Source organism: Algoriphagus vanfongensis DSM 17529, from assembly GCF_000429465.1.
GTDB classification, from domain to species: Bacteria; Bacteroidota; Bacteroidia; order Cytophagales; family Cyclobacteriaceae; genus Algoriphagus; species Algoriphagus vanfongensis.
On record NZ_AUBX01000014.1, the window covers coordinates 275,472 to 300,097 of the forward strand.

At 43.3% G+C, this 24,626-nt stretch carries 18 protein-coding genes; 12 read left to right on the forward strand and 6 right to left on the reverse strand.

All coding sequences use genetic code 11. The features are described from left to right. Nucleotides 1-16: 16 nt before the first annotated feature. Genes G460_RS0112405 through G460_RS0112415 form a run of 3 tightly spaced genes read right to left on the reverse strand, consistent with a single transcriptional unit; the run spans nt 17 to nt 2,466 of the window. Nucleotides 17-583 carry an anthranilate synthase component II gene (locus G460_RS0112405; protein ID WP_026955653.1) on the reverse strand — a complete coding sequence of 189 codons (567 nt, stop codon included), beginning with the start codon at nt 581-583 and terminating at the stop codon, nt 17-19. A gap of 53 nt (nt 584-636) precedes the next feature. Then, nucleotides 637-1,017 (reverse strand): four helix bundle protein, encoded by a 381-nt coding sequence (locus tag G460_RS0112410; RefSeq protein ID WP_026955654.1) that lies wholly within the window; start codon nt 1,015-1,017, stop codon nt 637-639. Between the two features lie 36 nt (nt 1,018-1,053). Next, entirely contained in the window at nt 1,054-2,466 is a 1,413-nt protein-coding gene (locus tag G460_RS0112415) for an anthranilate synthase component I family protein (protein ID WP_026955655.1), read from the reverse strand. Nucleotides 2,467-2,714: 248 nt separating this feature from the next. On the opposite strand from G460_RS0112415, the gene G460_RS0112420 reads away from it, so the two are divergent. After that, a complete protein-coding gene (locus G460_RS0112420; protein WP_026955656.1) occupies nt 2,715-2,942 on the forward strand; it encodes a hypothetical protein in 228 nt (75 codons plus the stop codon). A gap of 60 nt (nt 2,943-3,002) precedes the next feature. Continuing rightward, the gene (locus G460_RS0112425; protein ID WP_026955657.1) at nt 3,003-4,109 is read left to right on the forward strand and encodes a Gfo/Idh/MocA family protein; all 1,107 of its coding nucleotides are present in this window, start codon (nt 3,003-3,005) and stop codon (nt 4,107-4,109) included. A gap of 14 nt (nt 4,110-4,123) precedes the next feature. On the opposite strand, the gene G460_RS0112430 is transcribed toward G460_RS0112425, so the two are convergent. Next, nucleotides 4,124-5,386 carry a hypothetical protein gene (locus G460_RS0112430; RefSeq protein WP_026955658.1) on the reverse strand — a complete coding sequence of 421 codons (1,263 nt, stop codon included), beginning with the start codon at nt 5,384-5,386 and terminating at the stop codon, nt 4,124-4,126. A gap of 192 nt (nt 5,387-5,578) precedes the next feature. Between G460_RS0112430 and G460_RS0112435 the strand changes: the two genes are divergently transcribed. The 7 genes from G460_RS0112435 (at nt 5,579) to G460_RS0112465 (ending at nt 16,660) form a co-directional block, all read left to right on the forward strand. Beyond that, nucleotides 5,579-5,950, forward strand: a complete 372-nt coding sequence (locus tag G460_RS0112435) for a VOC family protein (RefSeq protein WP_026955659.1) — start codon at nt 5,579-5,581, stop codon at nt 5,948-5,950. A 14-nt stretch (nt 5,951-5,964) separates the two neighbouring features. Then, on the forward strand, nt 5,965-6,930 hold the full coding sequence (locus G460_RS0112440) for an NAD(P)-dependent alcohol dehydrogenase (protein WP_026955660.1): 966 nt from the start codon (nt 5,965-5,967) through the stop codon (nt 6,928-6,930). Nucleotides 6,931-7,126: 196 nt separating this feature from the next. Next, nucleotides 7,127-8,194: a DUF1254 domain-containing protein gene (locus G460_RS0112445; protein ID WP_035464398.1), complete on the forward strand. Its 1,068-nt coding sequence runs from the start codon at nt 7,127-7,129 to the stop codon at nt 8,192-8,194. Nucleotides 8,195-8,200: 6 nt separating this feature from the next. Beyond that, complete coding sequence (locus G460_RS0112450; RefSeq protein WP_084421272.1) at nt 8,201-9,550, forward strand: DUF1214 domain-containing protein; 1,350 nt, start codon at nt 8,201-8,203, stop codon at nt 9,548-9,550. A 246-nt stretch (nt 9,551-9,796) separates the two neighbouring features. After that, the gene (locus G460_RS0112455; RefSeq protein WP_026955663.1) at nt 9,797-12,589 is read left to right on the forward strand and encodes a PQQ-dependent sugar dehydrogenase; all 2,793 of its coding nucleotides are present in this window, start codon (nt 9,797-9,799) and stop codon (nt 12,587-12,589) included. A 159-nt stretch (nt 12,590-12,748) separates the two neighbouring features. Beyond that, a complete protein-coding gene (locus tag G460_RS0112460) occupies nt 12,749-15,226 on the forward strand; it encodes a DUF1549 domain-containing protein (RefSeq protein WP_342667607.1) in 2,478 nt (825 codons plus the stop codon). Between the two features lie 3 nt (nt 15,227-15,229). Next, nucleotides 15,230-16,660, forward strand: coding sequence for a DUF1501 domain-containing protein (locus tag G460_RS0112465; protein ID WP_026955665.1), 1,431 nt, complete (start codon nt 15,230-15,232; stop codon nt 16,658-16,660). A gap of 29 nt (nt 16,661-16,689) precedes the next feature. On the opposite strand, the gene G460_RS0112470 is transcribed toward G460_RS0112465, so the two are convergent. Both G460_RS0112470 and G460_RS0112475 read right to left on the reverse strand, forming a co-directional pair. Next, on the reverse strand, nt 16,690-19,371 hold the full coding sequence (locus G460_RS0112470) for a TonB-dependent receptor (RefSeq protein WP_084421293.1): 2,682 nt from the start codon (nt 19,369-19,371) through the stop codon (nt 16,690-16,692). A gap of 279 nt (nt 19,372-19,650) precedes the next feature. Beyond that, the gene (locus G460_RS0112475) at nt 19,651-20,487 is read right to left on the reverse strand and encodes a GLPGLI family protein (protein WP_026955667.1); all 837 of its coding nucleotides are present in this window, start codon (nt 20,485-20,487) and stop codon (nt 19,651-19,653) included. A gap of 115 nt (nt 20,488-20,602) precedes the next feature. Here G460_RS0112475 and G460_RS0112480 point away from each other — a divergent pair, with 115 nt between their 5' ends. From G460_RS0112480 to G460_RS0112495, 3 genes are all read left to right on the forward strand, one after another. Further along, the gene (locus G460_RS0112480; RefSeq protein ID WP_026955668.1) at nt 20,603-22,147 is read left to right on the forward strand and encodes a sensor histidine kinase; all 1,545 of its coding nucleotides are present in this window, start codon (nt 20,603-20,605) and stop codon (nt 22,145-22,147) included. Continuing rightward, a complete protein-coding gene (locus G460_RS0112485; protein ID WP_026955669.1) occupies nt 22,144-22,824 on the forward strand; it encodes a response regulator transcription factor in 681 nt (226 codons plus the stop codon). Before G460_RS0112480 ends, G460_RS0112485 begins: the two co-directional genes overlap by 4 nt. Before the next feature lie 686 nt (nt 22,825-23,510). Then, nucleotides 23,511-24,596 (forward strand): hypothetical protein, encoded by a 1,086-nt coding sequence (locus G460_RS0112495; protein WP_026955671.1) that lies wholly within the window; start codon nt 23,511-23,513, stop codon nt 24,594-24,596. Nucleotides 24,597-24,626: the final 30 nt, after the last annotated feature.

A 24,626-nucleotide genomic window follows, 5' to 3' on the forward strand; every position in this document is an offset into this window, starting at 1 on the left:
TGATGGGGTGAATAAATCAGGATTCCAACCAGTTTTTGATCAGTTGAATGCCGTTTTCGGTGAGGATACTTTCCGGGTGAAACTGCACACCTCTCACGGCAAATTCTTTGTGACGGACAGCCATGATCTGCTGATCCGGAGTGCGGGCGATCACTTCCAAATCTGGCGAAAGGCTCTCTTCATCAATCACCCAAGAGTGATATCTTCCAATATTAAAGGTTTCTGGAATACCTTCAAACAAAAGGTCTTTCTCAGTTTTGACCTGAGAAGCGACTCCATGCAGGACTTCGGAAAGATTGATCAGTCCGCCTCCAAATGCCTCACCTATAGCTTGATGACCTAGGCAGACGCCAAGAATCGATTTGCTGGAGGAATATTTCTTGAGCAGATCGGGCATAATCCCTGCCTCGGAAGGAATCCCCGGTCCCGGAGAGAGCAAAATTTTATCATATTTTGCCACATCCTCCACACTTATTTTATCATTTCTAAAGACATCCATCTGATCACCATAGCCCAATTGCCTGACGATATAGACCAGGTTGTAGGTGAAGGAGTCGTAGTTATCGAGAACGAGTATTTTCATTATTGGAATTGGAAAATTGGAAAATTGAAAAATTGGAAAATTAGCTTTCCTTTTTACTTTTTCATTTTCTCATATTCATTTAAATATTTAATAAAGCCCTTTAGCTCACTTGAGATTTCAATTAATTGGCTGTAAAACTCTTCATAAACTTCTATGGATATCTTTTCAGCTTTATGAAGTAAAAAGAGTTGACTTCTCAATTCTCCGGCTGATCCTTTCGCAATCCCTAGGTATTTTATCAATTGCCTGTTGCTATTATATTCAAAGCCCTCTGCGATGTTATTAGATATGGAAATAGCTGCACCTATCAATTGATCTTTTGCTCTGTAGTCTCGAACCAAATGATCATTTTCTACTAATTGATAAATTTTCAAACCGATCTGAATCGCATCCTTCCAGACTTTCAAATCTTCAAACCGCTCATACTTTGCCATAATTTTTCAATTTTCAAATTTTGAAATTTTGCAATTTCAGATTCCTTCCGCCGCTCTAAGCGCCACTCTTAAGGCTTCGAGTTTGTTGGCTACTTCCTGCAGTTCTGAAGGAATGGAAGATTTGGCTACTACTCCGGCTCCGGCTTGGAATCGAAGTTTGTTGTTTTCTGAGACAAAGGATCGGATCAGGATGGCATGATTGAAATCTCCATTGAATCCTAGGTAACCAATCGCACCTCCGTAAAACTGCCTGCTGACATTCTCCAATTCATCGATCAGCTCCATCGCTCTGTATTTCGGCGCTCCTGATAAGGTACCCGCAGGAAATGTATCCGCGACGAGTTGAAGTGGATTTGCTCCTTCTGGCAATTGCCCAGTGACTTTGGAAACCAAGTGAATGACATGAGAGTAGTACTGAATCTCTTTGAACACATCCACCTTGACCACATCTGAAGATCTCGACAAGTCATTTCTCGCCAAATCCACCAACATCACATGCTCTGAGTTTTCTTTCGGATCATCGTAAAGCTTTCTCGCCAATGCAGCATCATCCTGGTCATTTCCTGTTCTTCTGAAAGTTCCGGCAATCGGATAAATCGTCGCAGTTTTGTTTTTGACCACGATTTGTGCCTCCGGAGAACTTCCAAATACTTTGAAAGAACCATAATCGAAATAGAATAAATATGGCGATGGATTTACTGAACGAAGTGCTCTATAGACATTGAATTCATCACCTTTGAACTCTGTCGTAAACCTTCTGGAAAGCACAATCTGAAAGACATCACCACGGAAGCAATGCTCTCTGCCTTGATTGAGGATTTTCAAAAACTCCTCATCCGTGTAGTTGGAAACTTCCTCCCCTACTTTCTTAAAAGAATAAGTCGGAATATTTTTATTGATCAGCAGCTGCTCGATCTCATCCATGTATTCTGGATTTTCTGCTCCGGCCACTCGATGTTCGAACAGGTGCAATTCATTTTTGAAATGATCCACCACGATGATGTTTTGGTACATGGAATACCACATCATCGGCACTTCGGAAGACTCACTTTTGGTCAGCTTAATATCTTCAAACCACCCAACGGTGTCATATTGGATATAGCCAAACAATCCGTTGGAGCTAAACTTAAACTTATCCGGAGTCGGGTCAAATTTATTCCCGAATGCTCTCAAAGCATCCATCAGCCGATTCTTGGCAGAGACCTCGTAGGAGACCTCTTTTCCATCAGGCAACTTTTCATTTACTTTTCCATGATTGAATTGAAAAGTGGCCAAAGGATTAAAACAGATATACGAATAGCTGTTTTCCTGACCGTGATAGTCCGAACTTTCCAATAAAATCGGATTGGCAAAACGATCCCTGATCTGCAAATAGATACTCACCGGAGTGATCGTATCTGCCAGACGCTTGCGGTAGGTAGTCAGAATCGGATATTTTACGTGGTTCATTCGTGGTTCATTTTTGGCATAAAAAAAGGCTTACCGGGAAATCCAGTAAGCCTCTACTATCGTCATGCAATCAAATTTTAGGCATGGGCTCGCTGATCTTTCCCTGAGAAAGTTTCAGTATGCCACCACCAATATTTGTTTGCGATTGTTTTCATAAGACTTCGGCAAATTTAGGAAGGGATCTGAAATGACAAAACCCTGATAAAAAATTTTCAACTTATTTTTGAAAAAAAATCAATCAATCGAATATGGCTAAAGCAATTGCACAGTATTTCAAGCGAGTTTTTGACGATTATCAAGTATTGGTCATGGTCAACCCGGAAAATTTTACCGGAACAGAACTCATTCTTCATCCTGACGGAAAAGTAGAAAAAACGGAAATGGAATTTGACGAAGAGATTTTCGAAGACTTGGCAGAAGATGAATTTCAAACATGTAGTCCTTTGGAATTTCAACTGCTACTGGCCAAAAGCTAAAGCTTTAGACTCTTCCATTCTCCTCAAATTTTCGAACCCAAAACCTTATCCCTTATTTTCATGAGAACCTTTCCCTTGCTTTTGGCTGCAATCATTTGCCTTTTTTCTTCTATTCAAAATTCAAGTGCCCAAGAATCCAAACTTCGCCTGGCAGTTGCCGGACTGGATCACGGGCATGTGGGCTGGGTTTTCAATGCCATGAATCGCGGAGATTATGAAATTGTAGGGATTGCTGAACCCAACAGGGAGTTGGCCGAAAAATACGCCAAACAATTCGGATTCAGTATGGATCTGGTTTTTGATAACCTGAATGATTTAATAGAAAAACAACAACCGGAGGCCGTTGCTGCCTTTGGAAATACCTTTGAGCATCTGGCCGTCGTCGAGGCCGCAGCACCTCGGGGAGTGCATGTCATGGTAGAAAAACCCTTGGCCGTCAGCTTGGATCATGCCCAGCAAATGAAAGTTTTGGCAGAAGAGCACAACATTCATTTATTGACCAATTATGAAACCAGTTGGTACCCGACTAATCATCGAGCCAAAGAGCTTTTGGATTCTGGAAAAGTCGGGAACTTGAGAAAAGTCATCGTGAGAGATGGACATAAAGGTCCTAAGAAAATCGGGGTTGGTCCTGAATTTTTGAGCTGGCTGATCGATCCCAAACTCAATGGAGGTGGAGCTTTGATGGACTTTGGTTGCTATGGTGCCAACCTGATGACTTGGTTGATGGATGGTGAAAGACCTATCTCAGTCACTGCCGTGACTCAGCAGCTTCAGCCAGAAAACAATCCCCAAGTCGAAGATGATGCGACTATCATCGTCAATTACCCAGATGCCCAAGTGATCATTCAGGCATCCTGGAACTGGCCAATTGGAAGAAAGGATATGGAGGTCTATGGGCTAACTGGAACCATCTACGCTGACAATAGAAACCAACTCAGAATACGAATGGCTGAGGGCTACGATGGATTTGATGAGCAAACCTATCAACTTCCGGAAATGGAACCTCCCTATCCTGATCCTTTTATGCTATTAAAAGCAGTGGTGAGAAATGAAATCAGCTTACCTGAATATGATCTGTATTCTTTGGAAAATAATATGATTGTGATGGAGATTCTTCAGGCAGCGAAAGAGAGTGCAGAAAAAGGGGAGACCATTTATTTTTAGTCTCCCAAGAATAATCATTCGAATGTTTTCCTCACTGAATACGTTTCAAAATCAAATAAAACTGGTTCTTCGATTAAAACATTTTCAATCATTTCATGGTAACCGTAACTCGATTTTTTCGCAGTCACGGAGGAAAATTCAAAATTCTCGAAATCTTCTAGGAACTCGTATTTGCTTTTCAATTCCTCAGGAATAATTAAAGTAAAATCTCCTTGATTTCCTTCGACAATTAAACTAAACAGATAATCTCCCTCCTGATTTAAAAATTGCTTATCCATCCGAGTATTGAAATTTGTTGCCCAAGAAGGTAATTCGACCTGGAAATTGGAAGCTTTAAGATTTTGTCCAGAAAAATTTAGATTGTCAGGAAATTCAATTTTTGAGGGAGCGGATCCAACTCTATTATAGACTAACCTTAAATCGTCTTTATCAATGTTTATTAAAACACTATATTTCTCAAATCGGTCCAGAAAGTTCACTTGATATTTTCCAAGATTGGAATTGAACACGGTAGAAATCCGGTTAAACACATGACCAATTTCATATTTGTTGTTTGCGACATTCAATGAATTAACCCAGATATTTATATCTGTAAAAAATTCTTTTGGTACTGTAATCGAATGATCAAATAGGCTCATTTCAGAATATTCAAAATCATACTCCTTCCCTACTTCTACATCAGACAAAAATCCATACCTATGATTACCTTCATAATCATAAGTAATCACTAAATATTCAGAAGATTCACTTCTGAAATTCTGGACAAGTTCAAGTCGATTGGGACTTGGAAGCATAAGCTTGAAACTGTTGTTCAATCCACTTGAGTATCCACCTGCTAAGCCAATAGGAGAAGAATTTGATACAAAAATCTTAAACTCTCCTTCGTTATTTGCTGTCGACGTCTCAGTTATCACTAAACCATGAGTATAAATTTTTCCAACTGGAACGTTTAAAAATGCTTTACCATCCAATTTGGTAAAAGGCCTTCCTCCATAAGTACGAAGTGTTTTGTCGAAAAAAGTCAAATGATAGGATTCATTTTCCAAGCCTTCGAACTTCACATTTCCACCTTTGACAAGCTCTTTCATTTCTAGAAAGGAACCATCCAAACTTTGGATAACAACCCAACCTTCCCAATTTTCATCTTTGAAACTAGAATAATCAGGATTTGTAAAGACCGTAATTTGCCCATCATTTTTGATCGGACTTGGGTCGTCTTCTTTATTGCATGAGAAAGCTAGAATTGTAAAAAGCAATAAGTAAAAGTGTTTTTTCATTTTTAAAGAATTTTGTCTGCCCAAAATTGTAGAGGTACATTTTATTTAACTAATTCTATCTAAAAAAAACTTATAATTTCTTTTCCCATGAAAAAATTAAAGTTTCTTGTGTCAGCCAAGGAAAGTGCAGAAAAAGCAGAGACTATTAATTTTAAATGAAATATCCTATTTTAAAGCAAAAACCCGAGTACCATGAAACTAGGCGCCTTTTCGATCAGCCTCTCAGTCAAAGACCTGAATGCTTCCAAAGAATTCTATGAAAAACTGGGTTTCTCAGTTTTCGCAGGCAGCATGGAGATGAACTATCTGATTATGAAAAATGAGCAAACGCTGATCGGACTTTTCCATCAGATGTTTGACAAAAATATCCTCACCTTCAATCCCGGTTGGGATCAAGATGCCCAAAACGTCCCCGACTTTGACGATGTTCGAAAAATACAACAATCCCTGAAAGATGCCGGAATCCAGCTGGCACAGGAAGTGGACCCCAATAGCTCTGGCCCGGGAAGCATTCTACTTTTCGACCCAGATGGCAACAGTATTCTTTTTGATCAACATATCTAATCTGCTTTGCAACAATGAAAGCCGCCTTTAGAGATCAATATGGCTCAGCTGATCAAATTACCATTCGGGAAATGCCCATCCCGCAGCCCAGCTCAAAGGAAATCCAAATCCAGGTCATTGCCACGACTATCAATCGTACAGACATGGCGGTAATCACTGGCTTGCCTTGGATCATGCGACTGTTTGTAGGTTTCCCCAACCCTAAATCCCCGATTCCGGGAACAGACTTTGTCGGTATCATCAGCGAAGTGGGATTGGAAGTCAAAGAGTTTCAAAAAGGCGAAAAAGTCTGGGGATTCATTGACAATGGCTGCGGTAGTCATGCCGAGTATTTTTGCACCTCTTCATTTTCCAATCTTCAAAAAATGCCAGACGGCATCCCTTGGGATCAGGCAGCTGGATCGATTGAGGGAGTACATTATGCCTATAACTTCATTAACAAACTCGAACTGAATGCTGGCGATGAAGTCCTTGTAATCGGAGGTACTGGAGCGATCGGCTCGGCTGCGATCCAGATTCTCAAATCGATGGATATCCATGTGACAGCGGTTTGCCTGGGCCACAAGGATCGTGTGCAGGCACTTGGAACTGATCACGTGATTGATGGACTGGAAGAAGATTTCACTGCCTGTGGGAAAGAATTCGACGCGGTATTTGATGCCGTGGGAAAAAGCCGATTCAAGACCTGCAAACCACTGCTCAAAGAGTATGGAGTTTATATTTCCTCGGAGCTTGGGCCTCATGGAGAAAATCCACTTTTAGCTATCAAAAGCGTCTTTATTGGTAAAAAGAAAGTCAATTTCCCATTCCCGGTAGATGTCAGGGGCAGTTTGGAGAAAATCGCACCACTTATTCAGGAAGGAAAATTCACCCCACTTATCGATCGCCAAGTGAAATTGGAAGAGGCAATTGAATCCTATGCCTATGTCCAGTCCGGCCAAAAAATCGGCAATGTCATATTAAGAATCAGCGAAAAATAATCCAAATTATTCTTCACTTATTCAAATTTTTTAATCTAGTATCCTTGTGTAGCATCCTATCAATGAATAACTTGGATAGGAATATACAAGCAACATTGAATACGTCATTTTTGCTTAGAGACGAATAGCCCTGTTTTTTGAAGCTCTTTACTTTTCACCAGTTTATATTTTGACATTTTCTTAAATCTCAGCCCTTATGAAAAAGTACATTTTACAATTTGGAATTGCATTTTCCATCTTAGTCACAGCCTGTCAACCGAAAGACAAAAGCTCTGAAGATACCGCTTCGACAGCTGACTCCACTGTATCTGTCACCAAAGACAATTACGCTCTCGTCATGACTGACTTGGCTATGCAGAAGGAATTTGTGCAAGGAGCAGACAACACCTGGAACCATCATCGCAAGCCTATGCCGCTTGATGCTCAGCCTGCCCCTATGATGAACCGGGACACCAATTATTCCTTTGCGATTTTGGATGGTGGCGGAGATGTAGCTATCACATTACCCGAAAATGATGGTCGCTACATGTCGCTTCACGTGATGAATCATGACCATGTCACTCTTGGAGTATTCTATGGACCTGGAAGATATGTAATCCCAGCGGACAAGTCCAGTGACTTTTTTTACGCCAATGTGAGGATGCAAATCGACGCTAGCAGTCCAGAAGACATTCAAAAAGTAAACGATTTCCAAGACTTACTCAAGATAGAGTACCTCAATGGATATCAGCCACAATCTTTTCAAGTTACCAACTGGAACATGGATGAATTTAAAGAAGTGCATGCTCACTATGTGGCTATAGCACAAAAAGAAGGAGTCAGAGGGACCATGGGCACACTGGATAGCCCTGTGTCTTTGGAGGACAAAAACCGGGGAGTATCTATCGCTACGGGTCTATTACCAGACAAAGATGCTGTATATCTGACCGAAAGCTACAATCTAGATAATAGCAAGGCACACAAAGTCACCTATCAAGTACCGGAAATGAAAGATCCCAACCTTGGGTTTTACTCGATCACCATTTATGGAGATGACCAATATCTCAAAACAGACCAAGGATCTACGATCAGTAATACTGAAATCCAATTAAATGCAGACGGCAAATCCTTTGACTTGTACTATGTCCCACAGGATCAATTTGACCAAGCCGACTTCACCAACAAACTCTTGATGCCTACCCAACCATTCTGGATCAATTTCAGGGTATATATGCCCTCTGATGCTGTGGTAAGTGGGGAATACGAATTAGCCGAAATCAAATAATCGCAAATGTTTCAACCGCCCACTCACAAGCACTTTCATGAAAAACCATTTGCATTACTACTCGCCATAAGCCTTCTCTATTCCTGTCAAACAAAGGAATCTCAAGAAGCCACAATCCCAAGTAACTCAGAAATCGTCGAATCTTACGTCTATCTACTCAGCCGCGCCTTAGTCGTGCGACAGGAGCAAATGGATTTTGAAGGCACGGGTCTCGAGTACAACTCCATCAAATACAACGAGGCAGGCAAGGCTGATTTTGTCAATCCCAATCTGGATGTGGCTTATATGGAAGCTTGGATTGCGGTGGATGAAAAGTCCGCTGTGATCATCGAGATTCCTGAGATCAAAGACCGGTACTACACTGTCCAGCTTCTTGACGGCTGGGGAGAGGTGATTGTTAACCTCAATGAGCGCAATTTCCCTGACCATCCCTTTGGCAAGTTTGCTCTCGTACTGGAAAATGCACAGGTGGATATTCCTGAGGATGCCCTGAAAATCCCAGTCTATACGGACAAAATAAAAATGCTCGCTCGAGTCGAGCTTCAGGATGACCTGGAGGCAGCGGTGGCTTTGCAAAAGCAGTTTCAGATGAGCGTCATAGGCACCCCTGTCATCGCTCCAACTATTGACTTTCCAAACTTCACCAACCAGGCTCCTCCGCAATCCAATCTTTTTGAATACACGGAGGTTTTTCTCCAGTCCTCGGATGAAAAAATGGAAAATGACAGCATCCAGACTTTGACTCGGGAAATCGGACAATACCTTGCAGATCATCCCGAAAGTTCTAGTCGGATAGACAGTGTGATCACCAAAGAAGCCTTACCGAAATTTATCAACTACGCGATCACCGAAGCTGGCAAATTTGAAAACGGATGGCTGGCTACCTTGCTGGCGGGCAACTACGACAGCAACTATTGGACTCGAACCGCCGCCAATTTTGTAGGCATCTGGGCAAATACCTCCGAGGAAGTCATTTATTTCATCGCTTCCAAAGATGCCAATGGAGAAGCCTTGGGCAGTGGAAAATCCTATTCTCTGACTTTCCCCAAGGAGAGCCTTCCAGGAGATCAGGTCAATGGATTTTGGTCGGTAATTCTAGTGGACTTCCCCAACTATCGTGTGGTGGAAAACGAGCTAAACCGCTTCAACTTCAACAACTATTCGGAATTCACCTATCACCCTGACGGTTCGCTGACACTCTATATCGCACCGGAGCTTCAGAGCGACTGGCCCAAGTCCAACTGGCTACCTTCTCCGAAAGAAGGTCTTTTCAACCTGACACTTCGCTCCTATGTGCCCAAGGAAAATGTGCTACGGGGAGATTGGTTTCCGACAGGTCTAGCGCCTTTAGAATAGTTTGAAATTCATTGATCTCAACAAGCCTGCTACTTTCAGAGTGGCAGGCTTTTTTATGTCTGTCCTTTAATAGCCCACACTCCTCACAACCACCACAACAAACTAAAAATCAACATATTAAACATAGTCAAGCATTTTATGCTCACAAATTGTCGAAAGAAAAAAAACTATTTTTTCAAGCTGAGATAATAGAGACTATTGAAAAATTAGTAGTATTAGTACACCAATTACTTTAACAATAAACCTATGATATTCAACACATTTCGAAGTGTTTGCTTCGGAGTAGTGGCAGGATGCTTTCTTTTTGCCTGTGAAGAAAAAGAAGAGCCCGCTACCAAGCCCGACGACAATCGCTTTACTCCCGTCACCCTTGCTGAGGGCATGGACGAACCTATGGAAATGACATTTCTGCCGGACGGCAAAATCCTCTTTGTAGAACGTAAAGGAGGCGTCAAAATCCTAGACCAGGATTCACGCGAAGTCACTCTTGTCGCCACCATCCCGGTCAACACCAAATACACCAATAAAGAAGGAGTAACCCGTGAGGCGGAGGAAGGCCTGATGGGAGTCATCGCCCACCCAGATTACGCCCAAAACAACTGGATCTATATGTACTATGCAGATCCAGTAGACACCAAACACGTTTTGGCTCGATGGGAACTGAGAGGCAATGAACTGGTGGAATCTTCCAAGAAAATAGTTCTAGAAATTCCTACGCAACGCGAAGAGTGCTGCCATACTGGCGGCGGGATGGTTTTTGACGAAGAAGGAAACCTATTTTTAACTGTAGGAAACAACACCGTCAATCCAAGGTCTGGTTCTTCCAACTTGGATGATAGACCTGGTCAGGAAAACAATGATGATCAGAGAGCTCCAGGCAATACAAATGATCTAAGAGGAAAAATCTTGAGAATCCATCCAGAAGATGATGGAAGCTATACAATCCCTGAAGGCAATCTATTTCCTCCCGGAACAGAAAAAACCCGCCCAGAAATCTACACCATGGGCCATAGAAATCCCTGGAGACCGACTTTGGACAGCAAAACAGGCTTTCTCTATTGGGGTGAGGTCGGACCTGATGCATCGGTAGATTCGATCTGGGGTCCAAAAGGCTATGATGAATTCAATCAGGCAAAAGGTCCTGGATTTTTCGGTTGGCCTTATTTCATCGGAAACAATTTCCCTTACATCCAGCATGATTTTGACACCGACACCTACGGTCAGCCTTTCGATGTCAATAAGCCAGTCAACGAATCCCGAAACAACACCGGACTGAGAGAACTCCCCACCCCTGTAGTACCTGCCATGATCTATTATCCTTATGGGATTTCAGATGAATTTCCAGAATTGGGAAGCTCAGGTAGATCTGCCACAGGAGGACCTGTTTTCAGAAAAGCAGATTTTGCAGACGACTCTCCTTTCACTTTCCCGGCTTACTACGAGGGCAAATGGCTGATTGTAGATTTCATGAGAGGCTGGATCTATGCGGTGAGCATGGATGAAAATGGCGATATGACCGGTATGGAAAGATTTCTTCCAGGTCAGACTTTCAGCTCGGCTATCGATATGGATTTTGGGCCGGATGGAGCCTTGTATATTTTGGAGTACGGATCGGCTTGGTTTCGGGGCAATGCAAACTCTAGAATCGTAAAAATAGAATTCAACAAAGGCAACAGAAAACCAAACGTCTCGGTACAGGCCGATCGATTAGCAGGGGCAGTTCCTTTGACTGTGAACTTCAATTCGGAAGGAACGGATGATTTTGACGATTATGATCAAAACAAACTAAGCTATACTTGGGCAATCACCAACGAGTCTGGTTTTAATCAAACGCTGGAAGGATCAAGCCCAAGTTTCAATTTCCAGGAAGCAGACAATTACACGGCCACGCTTACCGTCACGGACACCAAGGGAGAAAGCAACAGTGCGCAGTTGGAAATCACTGCGGGAAACGAACCTCCACAGGTGACTATTGATTTTGGCAATCAGAATAAAACTTTCTGGTTTGGTGACAAGCAGATGAATTATGTAGTTCAGGTGGAAGATGAGGAAGATGGCTCTACTACCGATGGAAGCATCAAGGCGGAAGAAGTCGCGGTGACATTTGACTACGTTCCCGCAGGCTTTGATCCGATTGAGATCGCTTCCAAGCAGTCTGGAGCAGAGAGCGCCGCCATTCTGAATTTGGGTAAAAACCTGATCGAGGCGAGCGATTGCAAAGCCTGTCATCAATACACATCCACTTCGATTGGCCCAAGCTACCAAGCAGTCGCTGAGAAATACCCTAACTCGGATGAAAACACCAATTACCTGGTCGGAAAGATCATCAATGGTGGTTCAGGCGTCTGGGGAGATCATGCCATGAGTGCCCATCCGCAGCTTTCTCAGGCAGATGCCAAACGCATGGTGGACTACATTCTCAGTATGGATGATACTCAGGCGACAGTCAGTTCTTTGCCTTTGAGTGGAAATGTCCAAGTCGCAATTCCTGAGGGAGAAAATGAAGGCGGCAGCTTCCTATTGAGAGCATCCTATTCTGACAAAGGATCAGGTGAAATCGGCTCGCTTTCGGGAGTGGATTTCGTAGCACTAAAAAGTCCATTTGTAGATCCTCAGAGCTCCGTGGATCGAAAAGGAGTCCAGCTATTGACCACTCCGAGCATCAACTTTATGGTTCAGGGAGACGGTTCCTATTTTGCTTTGGAAAGTATTGATTTGACTGGAGTCTCTGCGATCGATGTCTTGGCAAGTATCACTTCCCGAAATGGAGCCATAGGTGGATCTGTCGAAATCCGATTAGACTCACCGACCGGCAAAATATTGGGAACTTCCGAAAGCATCGGCATCAAAGAAGGCGGAGGCTTCAGACCTCCAGAAGGCATGTCATTCGTAGAATGGAGACGGCAGCAGGCCAATCGTGCCAAAGTTATGATCGAGTCAACTTCTGGAATCCACGACCTCTATTTCATATTTAAGAATCCTTCTGCCACGGGCGGAGAAACCTTGATGAGTATCACGGAAATCGAATTTATTAAATAAGAAAAAAGCTCAACATCTGATAGCCAAGGGGGAAATCTCTTGGCTATCTTTTTGCTTTCTAGTAAGATAGCAAGCTCAGGCCATTTGTCAAATAAAGCCTGTTCAGGACAGATAGTTTGGGCAAAAACCTTATATTTTTTCCTGAAAAATGGAAACAAATTGACCGAAAGACGCCCATTCCTGCTAGCTACTTCATGCTATAAAAAGCTGATTTTATTACCTCTTCTTGCCTTGGGGGTCGTTTTCCCCATTTTGGCTCAAGACGGATCAAGCTCCAGTATATTTTGGCTTTGGGAGTTTTTTGGAAGACTGCATCCGATGATTGTGCATTTTCCGATTGCCCTACTTCTTTTTGCAGCTTTTCTGGAATTACACACCTTAAACAACTACCATCAATCCATGAGAAAGGCCATCAACTTGATGGTTCATTTCGGAGCTATTGCAGTCCTAGCCTCAGTACTTTTTGGCTTGCTCTTGGCAGAAAGTGAAGGCACTTCTGGCTCTATTTTGGATCTGCACAAGTACCTTGGCATTGCAGCTGCAATCCTGAGCATTGCTCTCTTCGTCTCAGTAAGGAAAGCTGAAAAGCACCCCAATTCAATCAAAATCTACCGAGGTCTTTTATGGATCACAGCCATCGGAGTGGGATTTGCGGGACATTATGGAGCAAGTTTGACCCATGGAGAATCCTTCTTGACGGAGACTTTGCCTTTCCAAAATGCAGGAGAAGCGCCAGAATCCATCACGATCAATCTTGCATCTTTCCAAAATGAGCTTTCCTCCAATCAAGAAGTAGAGCTCGTCACCAATGTCCGGTCTATTTTTGCGCACAACTGTTACAAATGCCACTCTGGAGCCAAAATTGAAGGAGAACTAAGATTGGACGAAAAAGAATTCATTTTTGCTGGGGGTGAAAGCGGACCAATATTCCAAGCAGGAAATCCAGCCAATAGTGACTTGATTCGAAGAATTTCTCTCTCAAAAAGTCACAAAGATGTCATGCCCTCCAAGGGCAAACTTTTGTCCAAAGAGGAAATTCAAGTACTCACGATCTGGGTGGAAAAAGGCGCACCTTGGCCCGATAAGGCGGACAATTTCTCTGTTTATCGAGTGGCTGATTTGGCACCGAGAAAACCCAACCTGCCTCCTGCCAAAAATGGGCTTTCTAACCCTATAGACCGATTGGTTGATCGGTATTTTGAAGAACACGCTATCCAATGGACTGAGGACATCGATGAGCGCACTTTCTTGAGAAGGGCATATTTGGACATCATTGGTTTGGTTCCAAGCCCAGAGGAATTGGAGGAATTTGAAAACAGTCCTGAGACAAACAAAAGGGAGGTCTGGGTCGAGAAGCTCCTAAGCCAAAAAGATGATTATTCCCAACATTGGCTGACTTTCTGGAACGACGCCCTTCGCAATGACTACACAGGAACCGGGTACATCACAGGAGGAAGATTTGCCATTACAGATTGGATTTATAATTCTTTGAGAGAAAACAAACCTTACGATCTTTTTGTCAAGGAACTGCTGAACCCGACAGAAAAATCCAAAGGATTTATCGAGGGGATTCGCTGGAGAGGCACTGTCAATGCCTCTCAGCGCACCGAAATGCAAGCTGCCCAGAATGTAGGACAAGTGATTCTTGGGCTAAATTTAAAATGCGCTTCCTGCCATGACAGTTTTATATCGGACTGGAAACTCGAAGAATCCTATGCTTTTGCCAACATTTTTGCAGATTCTACTCTGGAGATCAGCCGGTGCGAAAAACCAACGGGTAAAATGGCCCAAACCAAAATTCTATGGGAAGAACTGGGCGAAATAGACAGCTTGGCCACCAAAGCCGAAAAACTTCAGCAACTAGCTGATCAGCTCGTCCAACCCAAAAACGGGCGGCTTTCCCGCACCATAGTCAATCGAATCTGGAAACAAATGATGGGAAGAGGAATCGTGGAACCAGTCGACGAAATGGATAATGAGCCCTGGAGTCAGGACTTATTAGATTGGCTGGCTTCGGACTTCACTGATAACGGCTATGACATCAAACGCTTGATCAAGCAAATCGCCACCTCGAAAATCTACCAAAGTCAATCCATTCCAGTTCCTTCATCGGATTTCCTCTTGGCTGAAGACTATCTGTTTGAAGGAATGATCAGAAGAAGGATGACAGCAGAGCAGTTCTCGGATGCAGTTTCGCTTTTGGCGGCTCCGCTATTCGATTCCACGGAAGTCAAATTCAAACCCTATGAACTCATTCCCGAGGCCTCACAAAACCGAGGCTTTGCAAGAGCATCTCTGGTAGCAAATAATGAGTTTCTTAAAGCATTAGGTCGTCCTACTCGGGAAATCGTATCCACTAGCAGGGATTCTCAGGCAAGCTTGCTGCAGGCATTAGAACTGAGTAATGGCGACAAACTGAATTCAGCGCTTCAAAAGGGAGCAGAAACTTGGATAGCTACCTATCCTGATTCTGAAAAATTAACCCGTGAGCTATTTGCCAAAGCTGTATTGCGTGAGCCAAACGCCAGGGAAATGGAAGTGGCGATGCAAACCTTTGGCGAAAAACCAGCCCCTCCGGAAGTTCAGGATTTCCTATGGGCACTATTCCTTTCACCAGAATTCCAGATGATCTATTAAGTTATGAATTACCTCAAAAGCAGACGGGATTTTCTCAAAAGAACTAGTGCAGCCGCCATGGCTACCATGGGAATGGGTGCTCCTTTGGCAGGGCTTCTGTCCTCCTGCGAAAGCAAAATGAACTCCACTGCAGACTCTGTTATTTTGCTTTTTATGGCCGGTGGGATGGCCCATACCGAAACTTTTGACCCAAAAAAACACACCCCTTTCCGCAAGGGAATGGAAGCTAAAGAAATCCTCAGCACGTTCCCTTCAATCCCGACAAAGCTGGATGGAATTCAGTTTTCGGAAGGACTGGAAAACATCGCATCCATTATGGACAAAGGCACCTTGATCAGGTCTTACCAAGCAGCTGATTTGGGGCATATTTTGCATACCAGGCATCAATATCACTTCCACACCTGTTACGAACCGCCCCAATCAGTCGTAGTGCCTCATTTGGGAAGTTGGATAGCTAAAGAAAAAGGCGCTCTGAACCCAGTCATTCCACCATTCATCAATATTGGGCAGCGCTTTTCAGTAGGAGAAGGTGAAGAATTAAAGGCCTTTCATACCGCTGGCTTTTTGGGCTCGGAATACGGCCCTTTTATGATCCCTGACCCCACTTCCGGACTGGACTCAGTGCGTCCACCTGTCGGGATGGACAGCAAGCGATTCGAATCCAGAAACCAATTATACAAAGATCTGATTGCAGCAGGGCCAATGGGAGAATTTGGCTCAGACTATCAAAAGGAATCCCTAAAGCGATCCATGGAACAAGCCTATATCCTCCTCAACTCTCCGGAAGCGAAAGCCTTTGATCTGAGTCAGGAGCCTCGGGCTAGCTACGAAAAATACAATACTGGGAAATTCGGTTTGGGATGTCTTTTGGCTAAGCGGCTAGTCGATCAAGGTGCCCGCTATATCACCGTGACCACTGAATACGAACCGTTTTTGGGTTGGGATACGCATGACAATGGACATACACGTCTCAAGGACATGAAAAAATTGATCGACGCACCTATCGCTCAACTCATTAAAGACTTGGATGAAAGCGGCAAATTGGACCGCACCATCGTGTTAGTGGCAAGTGAATTCAGTCGCGATATGTTGACCGAAGGAAGACCTGACCTGAAAGTGAAAGATCAGGTGGAAGTTCCGGATATCGTAGAGGACTTGAAAAACTTCGGAATGCACCGACATTTTACCGATGGATGCTCCATGCTGATGTTTGGCGGCGGCATCAAAAAAGGCCATGTCTTTGGAAAAACTGCTGACGAACGCCCTTGCAAAACCATTGAAGATCCGATCAAAATCGATGGAATTCACCAAACCATTTACCATGCTCTGGGAATCGCTCCGGATTTGAACTATGAGATAGAGCAAAGGCCTTTTTACACGACTCCAGATGGACATGGAAAAGTAGCTTATGGCTTACTATCATCAGAATCTTGAGCCTTCAAAGGCCAGTTTCATTCCTCAATTTAAAGGTCATATTTCACACTGAGCAAGCCATACCTCGGCTGCACCCAGTAAGAATAAGTACTGATCAGATTGTCTGAAAAACTATCTCTTCGGATAGCCTGCGTATCCAATATATTCCAAACTGATACTCTGAATTCCCACGGACTCGACTTGCCCTGATAGCTCAAAAAGGCATTCAAAAACTCAAAATCACTATGGGTATTGGCTCCTTTGTTCAGATAGGCATTGTAGGTATAGTCTGCATTCAGCTTCAATCCCTTGAAGATATCCAAGTCGATTTCCAGTTTTGGGCTGTGAGTTACAAATGTATTTTTCACATTTCTCCCCTGATACTTATTCGCATCAAAGGTGTAGCCCAAATCAATCTCCAAAATCTTGAAAACCGTGGTTGTAATCTTGAAATTATAACTCTGGGTGAAAGACTGGTTTTCGTTGGTCTCGCCGTCCAGTAAGGTATTTGTTTGATATGAATTCCATCTTCCTCCTGTTTGCAGTTTGAAGGTATTGAATCGCTTGTCGAAGGTCAGATCTCCATTCAGAGTTTCATTGATCGGATCAATATTCTGGATGGTCAAGAGTCGGTTTACACCCGCAAAATCTGTCACCGTCACCAAATCATCCTTTTTGCGCTGCCAGTTGAGATTGCCAAAAAGATTAAAAGCAGAGAAGAAATCAAAGTGATTGTAGCTTAAGGAATGATTGGAAAACAGCCCATTGTCCAGCATCCGATTTCCGGTGAAAATGGAATTGTAATCCTGAATCACCCATCCCGTGGCTAGCTTTTGGACGTCCATGAAACTCGCCGACTGATCAAATCGATAAGTCAAACTACGATTGGTTTTGATTGCCCATTTGGCATAAACTGACGGCAATAGCAGCCATTTTTCCTGCTCTCGAGACAGGTCATCCTGCATATCCTTCCAGGCATAGCGATGCAAATTCAATGTGGGACTGATGATCAAAGTTTTCCACTTGGTCTTGTAGGTCATCCCCAAATAAGTATCCTGAATCCCGAAATCTGCATCGTTTCTAAACTCATCCAATTCCGTATTTTGGTCCTCTTCTACCAAATCCACTCCGCCTAATAGCTGCTGATTCGTTGAGTTGTAGCCCAAGGTCCAGTTGAGGTGATTGGTAGGATTGAGAATATGATAATAATTGAAAGCTCCCTCGATTCGATTGCCGCGTATTTCCTGATTTTGGAGAAAGCGATAAGTCTCGGCATCTTCCACCGCCAGCATTCCCATAAATGGCCGCTGATTGGTCGTCAAATCATAAAGCGGATCTTGGTATTTGCTTTCCCAGTTGACTTCCATGGAGAATACCTGCCTTTCATTCGGGGCATGATACCATTCTCCCTTTTGCTGAAGGGAGTAAGGCCTGCGGGTCTGCCGGGTGGCGATTTGCTGATCAAATGTGCCAAAATCAGAATTCAAACCTGTTCGGGTTTCTATATCGGCGATCTTCCCAAAGAAACTGTACTTTGCGTAAGTTTCCTCTCGTGGGGTGAAGGTCAAGGAATACTTCATCAAACCCGAGGCATTTTCTACCCGATTGACGGATTCCAAAGTCTCCTGATTGTTTTCATCGCTCCGCAAATAGGTTCGCTGAGAATTGCTTCCCAATAAATTATTGGAAGAAGAGGCGATGAAAAAACCGGCATGTCTCCACTTGCGAGAGGGCGTAAAATTTACATTCAAGGCTCCCAATTTGGTTTCTAAATCCCGAGCATTGTTTCTCTGAGCCATGGGAATCCCCAAGTCATCTCCCCCGATCTCCACTCGAGATCCATTTCTGGATGCCAAACCAGAAAGTCCTCCACTGAATCGGAAATAATCCTGAAGGGTAAAAGCCAATTCACCCACATTATTCACATCTGCGATCAGATTCAGGTTTAATTTGGGAGCGTAATAAAAGGCATTGGCATGACCCAGATAGCGTTCTTTCGGTCCGCCTCCAGCAGTCAGATCTCCAAAAACCAGATTCTTCTTTCCATCCTTCAATTCGATGTTCAGGGCTAGGCTCTCATTGTTATCCAAACCTCGAATCGGAGAGACTTCATTGAAATTCTTCAGCACCTGCACCCGGTCCACTGCATTCGCAGGCAAGTTTTTAGTGGCCAGTTTGGTATCTCCATCAAAGAAATTCTTTCCATCGACCATGACTTTGTCCACCTTTTTGCCCTGCACTTTTACTTCCCCATTATCATCCACTTCGAAGCCTGGCAATTTTTCTAACACATCCTTTAGTTTCCGTTCATTTCCCGAAGTAAAAGCATCCGTCTTGTAAGTCAGCGTATCACCTTTCATGGTGATCGGCAACTCAGTCACCACTTCCACCTGATCCAAAGTAGTCTCATCCACAGCTAAAATCACCTGAATCTGTTCGTCGGAGCTCCATTCTGAAATCTCCCGCTCGAAAGGCTGAAAACCTACAAAGGAAACCCGCAACAAATAAGTAGATCCTGTAGCTAGATTGATTCGGAAGCGCCCTTCCTCATTGGAAACGGCAAATCCTCCGATCTTCTGCGTGGACTGATTGATGGCGACCACATTGGCGTAGGGAACGGGATTATCGAGTGAATCCAGCACCTGGCCGATCATGGCTTTACTTTGCCCAAAGGCAGGAAACGCCATCCACGTGAGATAGAGAATAAGAGTCGCTCGTTTTAAAAAAGACATGTTTGTGAATTGTGAAATATGAAATCTGAAAGCTGAAAAGGAAATCAGGAAGGAAGGAGTAAACTCTTCAGTTGAAATAAGCTGCGCGAAATACTATTGAAATACGTCTTCGTCTAACTATTGAAATCTGCGTTAGCTATCTTTTTGAGACATGGCTTCGCCGATATATACTTCATAAAATATCCCTTCGGCAGGTCCTTGGCACATGGTACAAGAAGCACTACTTACAGCTTACTGTTTACCAAACTTGTAATTCGAGTCATGCCCAGTTCCTAATCCCTAGTTGCCTATCCTAATCGTAAACTGATTCCCCTCACCCGGCTTGCCGGAGTAGCGCTTCATCATATCCTGCATCTGTTCGTCGGCGATGGCGCGGTATTCCTCCCGAGTCACTTCTTTGCCTTTTTTGGGAATGACTATAGCCACCGGTTCTTCTGTAGGGTTTAGGACTATTTTCTCACAGATGATCGTAGAGCCTTCATTTTGCACTTCCAAAATCAATCCCGGCAATCCCCAGTATTGATTCGGACCATGACTCACTGGGATCTGCGGCGTAAACCAAGCCACGATGCTGACCGTATCCTTGACGGTTTCCATCTCTTCCATTCCGGTAGAGAATCGCTTCGAATCCACAATCCTCGAATATTTGGCCTCCTGACAAGAATAGTTTCCGATCTGCTTGGTCTTACCTGTCAGCTCCCAATCCATCGTGTTCAGACTATCCTTGACCAAAAATTCTTTCCCCATCAAATCTTCCTCCTCTACAAATTCCTGACTAGCGACATTTTTGTATAAAAGTCTATCCTGTCCGCCTTCCATGATCCGGATTTCCATGCCTCCGCTACTCGCCGTAGCCGGACCTCCACCCAGACTGGGTGCCAGCTTCCAGTTAGACTCGGTCTGGGTAAAATCCAGAATGTATTCCTTTTCCATCTGTTTTTTGAGCTGCGCCTGAATCTCCGCCATCTGCTCCGGAGCCATTTGAGATGAGTCCATTGCTATTTTGATAGAAGAGGTAGTTTTGTAAAAGGCTCTACCTGTCAATCCCTGACCTATAGAAAAGTGGGGAAATGACAAAGAAATCAAGCCGATCAATAGAAGAAGTTTCGCTTTCATAATGCAGGTTTTGTTTGCTACAAACCAATTAAAATTTGGAATGAACTAGCGTTAAGCAGTGTTAACGAGTGTTAACCTACAATTTGAATCATCAATAAGCTCCTAATTTAGTGCTGTGCAAAAGCTACAATTCAAGCGAATAGGGATTTTGATCAGCCTTGTATTGCTGATTACCATCGGCATCCAAGCCTGGAGGATTTACACGCAGTTTCGGCTGATTCAGTCCCAGCTCAGCAGTGACATCCAGCTCAGCCTGGACAATGCCGTGGAAAACTACTTTGCGGAGCAGGCCAAATCCGACGTCATTACCCTGACAGACGATCACTTATTGAGAACAAAGAAATCCGACACGATCCAATTCACGACGCGAGTTCAGCGGATCACGGTGGACTCTCTCGAAAGCATGGAAGACATGGACAGTTTTTTTGAGCGGGTAGGAAACAGCGAACTGCTCAAGCATCTGGACGAAAGTGGCTCCGGAAAATTGGACTCTCTCATCTGGAATAGGGCTACCACAGATTCTTCGCAGTCAATTATCACGATAGATTCCTTGGGCAACTTTGGCAAAGACACCAAAAATGGCTTGAATTTCTTCTTCGGTAGATCCTTTGCTGACAGTCTCAGCAATCTGGAATCCCTTACCAACAAAATCATCATTTCCATCACTCGAGACTCTTTGGATTTTGACAAAATCAATGCGCTCCTACAGACCGAACTGCGCCGAAGAAGTATCGAAATCAACTACCGACTGATCCATCTGGACCCAAAAAACAAAGCGGCCTCTGATTCGATAGCGACTGATGACCTTCCTTTTTTGGTGACATCCAGATCTACCTTTCTCCCTCGGGGACAGACATTGGAACTCTACTTTGAAAACAGCGCCCGTACGATACTCAAGCGGGGTGCGGTAGAGCTGGTGACTTCCATACTCTTGCTTCTGGCCATCATTGGGGCTTTCTATTACCTCTATCAGACGATCAAAAACCAAAAAGAAATCGCCGAAATCAAGCAGGATCTGATCTCCAATATCACTCACGAGTTCAAAACTCCGATCGCCACTACCCTGTCGGCCATCGAAGGCATCGAGCAGTTTAATCCGGAAAATGATGCGGAGAAAACCAAGCGCTACCTGGGTATCTCCAAATCTCAGATGCTCAAACTCAATCAGATGGTCGAGAAAATGCTCGAAACGGCTACGTTAAACTCCGATCAGATGGCTTTGAAAAAGGAACCCATCGAGCCGGAACCGCTTTTGCGCCAGCTCACTGTCAAATTCCAGACTTTGGCTCCCGAGAAAAAAATAGAACTCATTCTGCCATCTCATTGCAAGCCTATCGTGGCTGATGCTTTTCACTTCGAAAATGCCCTGTCCAACCTGCTGGACAATGCCATCAAATATGGCGGAGACCAGATTCACATCTGTTTGGATCAGAATGGGCACAATAAAATACGCGTGAGGGACAATGGAGGGAATATCAGCCCAGAACAAAAAAACAGAGTTTTTGAGCAGTTTTATCGGATCCCCAAAGGAGATGTGCATGATGTGAAAGGCTTTGGGATCGGGCTGTATTATGTCAAGACAATCCTGGAAAAACACGGAGGGAAAATCGATTTGGAGCTTGGAAAAGGCTTCACCACCTTTAGCACCTATTGGCCATGAGCAAAATCAAGGTATTATTAGCGGAAGACGAACTTGCCCTCGGCATGATCATCCAAGAAAGTCTGGAAAGCCGGGATTTCCAGGTTACTCTTTGCGGAGATGGACAGCAGACCTGGGAGGCCTATCAAATCAAAAAACCAGATGTACTGGTGCTGGATGTGATGATGCCCAAAAAAGACGGCTTCGGCCTCGCCACCGAAATCCGGAAGATTGACCCCTATACGCCGATTATTTTCCTGACTTCCAAAAGCCAAACCGAGGATGTGGTCAAGGGCTTTGGATTGGGAGCCAATGACTATGTGCGCAAGCCCTTCAGCATGGAGGAACTGATCGTTCGGATCAAAGCCCAACTGGATAGACTTCGTGTCCGACAAAGCCAAAGTGACTGGATCGCATTAGGAAAGTATGAATTTCATCCGACCAAACAACTACTCAAAATCGAGCAGGAAGAAACCCCACTTACCGCACGGGAATCTCAGCTTTTACAGCTTTTGGCCGAGCATGCCAATGAGATCACAGACCGTACTTTGATCCTGACACAGATTTGGGGTTCGGATGACTTTTTCAATGCGAGAAGCATGGATGTCTTTATCACCAAGCTCCGCAAAAAACTCCATCTAGACTCCAATATTCAGATTTTGAACGTGCGAGGCTTTGGGTATAAGTTGGTCTGCTAGTGTAAGTGAATAGGGAGGATGCTGAGGTTTTGTAAGTGATAATTAGAAGAGATTGGAGAATTAGAGATTAAGAGATCTGAGATCAGAGATTTAGGAGCTTTGTCATTGCGAGCCTGCCTGTCAGCAGACAGAGAGGAACGACGAAGCAACCTCATTCGATTTTCTCAACAGAGACGCAGAGAACGCAGAGGTTGCTCAGAGATTAATTCCCTAACAGGAACAAATGGTTCAAGCCTCCAGACTTGGACCCAAAATTTGGCAGTCTGAGAAGGCTACACGCAACCAATCCCCCCTTGGAAGAGGGGTAGAGCTTGTCCCGAAGAATTACGGGAGGGATGTTTTTAACTAGAGATCAGAGATTAAGAGATTAGAGAAAAGCTTGGTTTGGAAGGAAAATCTCAAATTCCCAATTTCAAATCAAAATTGCTTTTCACCCCTTTATTTTTTCAAAAAACCCAAAAATACCCAGTACAGGGTATAAAAAATCCAAACCAAAAGCCTTTTCTTCGGCCAATGATTTTCAAATGCAGCCAGCTCGGATTTTTTGGAGAGTCAGGTCGGAATTAAATCCGAAAACCAATGTTTTGTTCTGGATATTAAAACTAGCATAAACTGTACATACACAACCGATTCTGGGGAATATGTTCAATAAAATGCATAAATAAACAAGTTGGCAATAATATAAAATGACAGAAGAACTTAAAAAATACGAATCCACAATTAAGAAGAAACACAGTTTCAACTGGACTCCAAAATTTGAAGAAGAATTTCGAACAGAATTAAATAAAAAGGTATTTGTACCAATTGTCATTAAAACCTTTGAAAAGTTAGGATGGGATCTAGTTTTTCAGGACGAAACCTCAGCAGAAGCTAAACGAAAAGGAGATTGGAAAAGCTGGACTGAGAAAATCTCTGTGGCTTACGAATATGGAAAGGTAAAAGTTAAAAGTGTTTCACTTGGAAATGAAATGTGGGACAATGGAAGAAATTCAAAAAGAGTTCGTCTATTCAAATACGCTTTTCAACAAACAGAGAAAGAACTTGACAAAGAAGCCTTAGCAGAATTAGAGAAAGAAGTTGAACGCACAAATAACTGGGATGATTATGAAATCCCAGAAAGTTTACCCAAACCGAAAGAAAGAAAGGAACCAAAAGCTTGGATTACGATTTTGGGTGGATTGGTTACAGCTCTTTTACTTGGATATGTTGTTGCTTTTCTTTCAATAAAAGGAATTTACATAATTGGACTTTTTGAAGTAGGTGTCGCGCTTGCAATTGGATTTACATTGAAATATTTGATTAAGGTAAGCAACTACACCAATTACGATATTCTAAACTATTTACTTATCGGAATGATCGTGCTCGTTTATGTTTCTAACCAATATTTTCAATACCAAATTATATTAAGCGAGAATAACTACGAGCCGATTGGATTCTTTGAATTTATAAAACTTCGACTTGAAGCTGGCTTAACAATCAAGTCTCTAAATACTGGATGGATAGGATTAGTTATAAGCTGGATTTTTCAACTCGGAATAACCTACTCAATTGGAATATTGCAATTAGTTTCAAAATTAACTTCATATCAATTGGAAAGGGTTCCAATGGAAGTGGTAGATTTTGCTTTCTACCATTTTGTCAAGGAGAAAACTGAGAATCAAGTACGTTCCGAGCTTTCTAAAATGGGCTGGACGGAAGAGCAAGATCAAAATGAAGTATTCGAATCAATTGGTGCACTGCAAGGAGCGACTGAATTGAATAGAATGGAATAAAAATACTACTGGCAACATAGTTATAGTGCA

What these genes read in the sequence shown, in the direction of transcription:
- G460_RS0112405 (WP_026955653.1), bottom strand. Translation starts at nt 583, where the DNA reads ATGAAAATACTCGTTCTCGATAACTACGACTCCTTCACCTACAACCTG.
- G460_RS0112410 (WP_026955654.1), bottom strand. Translation starts at nt 1,017, where the DNA reads ATGGCAAAGTATGAGCGGTTTGAAGATTTGAAAGTCTGGAAGGATGCG.
- G460_RS0112415 (WP_026955655.1), bottom strand. Translation starts at nt 2,466, where the DNA reads ATGAACCACGTAAAATATCCGATTCTGACTACCTACCGCAAGCGTCTG.
- G460_RS0112420 (WP_026955656.1), top strand. Translation starts at nt 2,715, where the DNA reads ATGGCTAAAGCAATTGCACAGTATTTCAAGCGAGTTTTTGACGATTAT.
- G460_RS0112425 (WP_026955657.1), top strand. Translation starts at nt 3,003, where the DNA reads ATGAGAACCTTTCCCTTGCTTTTGGCTGCAATCATTTGCCTTTTTTCT.
- G460_RS0112430 (WP_026955658.1), bottom strand. Translation starts at nt 5,386, where the DNA reads ATGAAAAAACACTTTTACTTATTGCTTTTTACAATTCTAGCTTTCTCA.
- G460_RS0112435 (WP_026955659.1), top strand. Translation starts at nt 5,579, where the DNA reads ATGAAACTAGGCGCCTTTTCGATCAGCCTCTCAGTCAAAGACCTGAAT.
- G460_RS0112440 (WP_026955660.1), top strand. Translation starts at nt 5,965, where the DNA reads ATGAAAGCCGCCTTTAGAGATCAATATGGCTCAGCTGATCAAATTACC.
- G460_RS0112445 (WP_035464398.1), top strand. Translation starts at nt 7,127, where the DNA reads ATGAAAAAGTACATTTTACAATTTGGAATTGCATTTTCCATCTTAGTC.
- G460_RS0112450 (WP_084421272.1), top strand. Translation starts at nt 8,201, where the DNA reads ATGTTTCAACCGCCCACTCACAAGCACTTTCATGAAAAACCATTTGCA.
- G460_RS0112455 (WP_026955663.1), top strand. Translation starts at nt 9,797, where the DNA reads ATGATATTCAACACATTTCGAAGTGTTTGCTTCGGAGTAGTGGCAGGA.
- G460_RS0112465 (WP_026955665.1), top strand. Translation starts at nt 15,230, where the DNA reads ATGAATTACCTCAAAAGCAGACGGGATTTTCTCAAAAGAACTAGTGCA.
- G460_RS0112470 (WP_084421293.1), bottom strand. Translation starts at nt 19,371, where the DNA reads ATGTCTTTTTTAAAACGAGCGACTCTTATTCTCTATCTCACGTGGATG.
- G460_RS0112475 (WP_026955667.1), bottom strand. Translation starts at nt 20,487, where the DNA reads ATGAAAGCGAAACTTCTTCTATTGATCGGCTTGATTTCTTTGTCATTT.
- G460_RS0112485 (WP_026955669.1), top strand. Translation starts at nt 22,144, where the DNA reads ATGAGCAAAATCAAGGTATTATTAGCGGAAGACGAACTTGCCCTCGGC.
- G460_RS0112495 (WP_026955671.1), top strand. Translation starts at nt 23,511, where the DNA reads ATGACAGAAGAACTTAAAAAATACGAATCCACAATTAAGAAGAAACAC.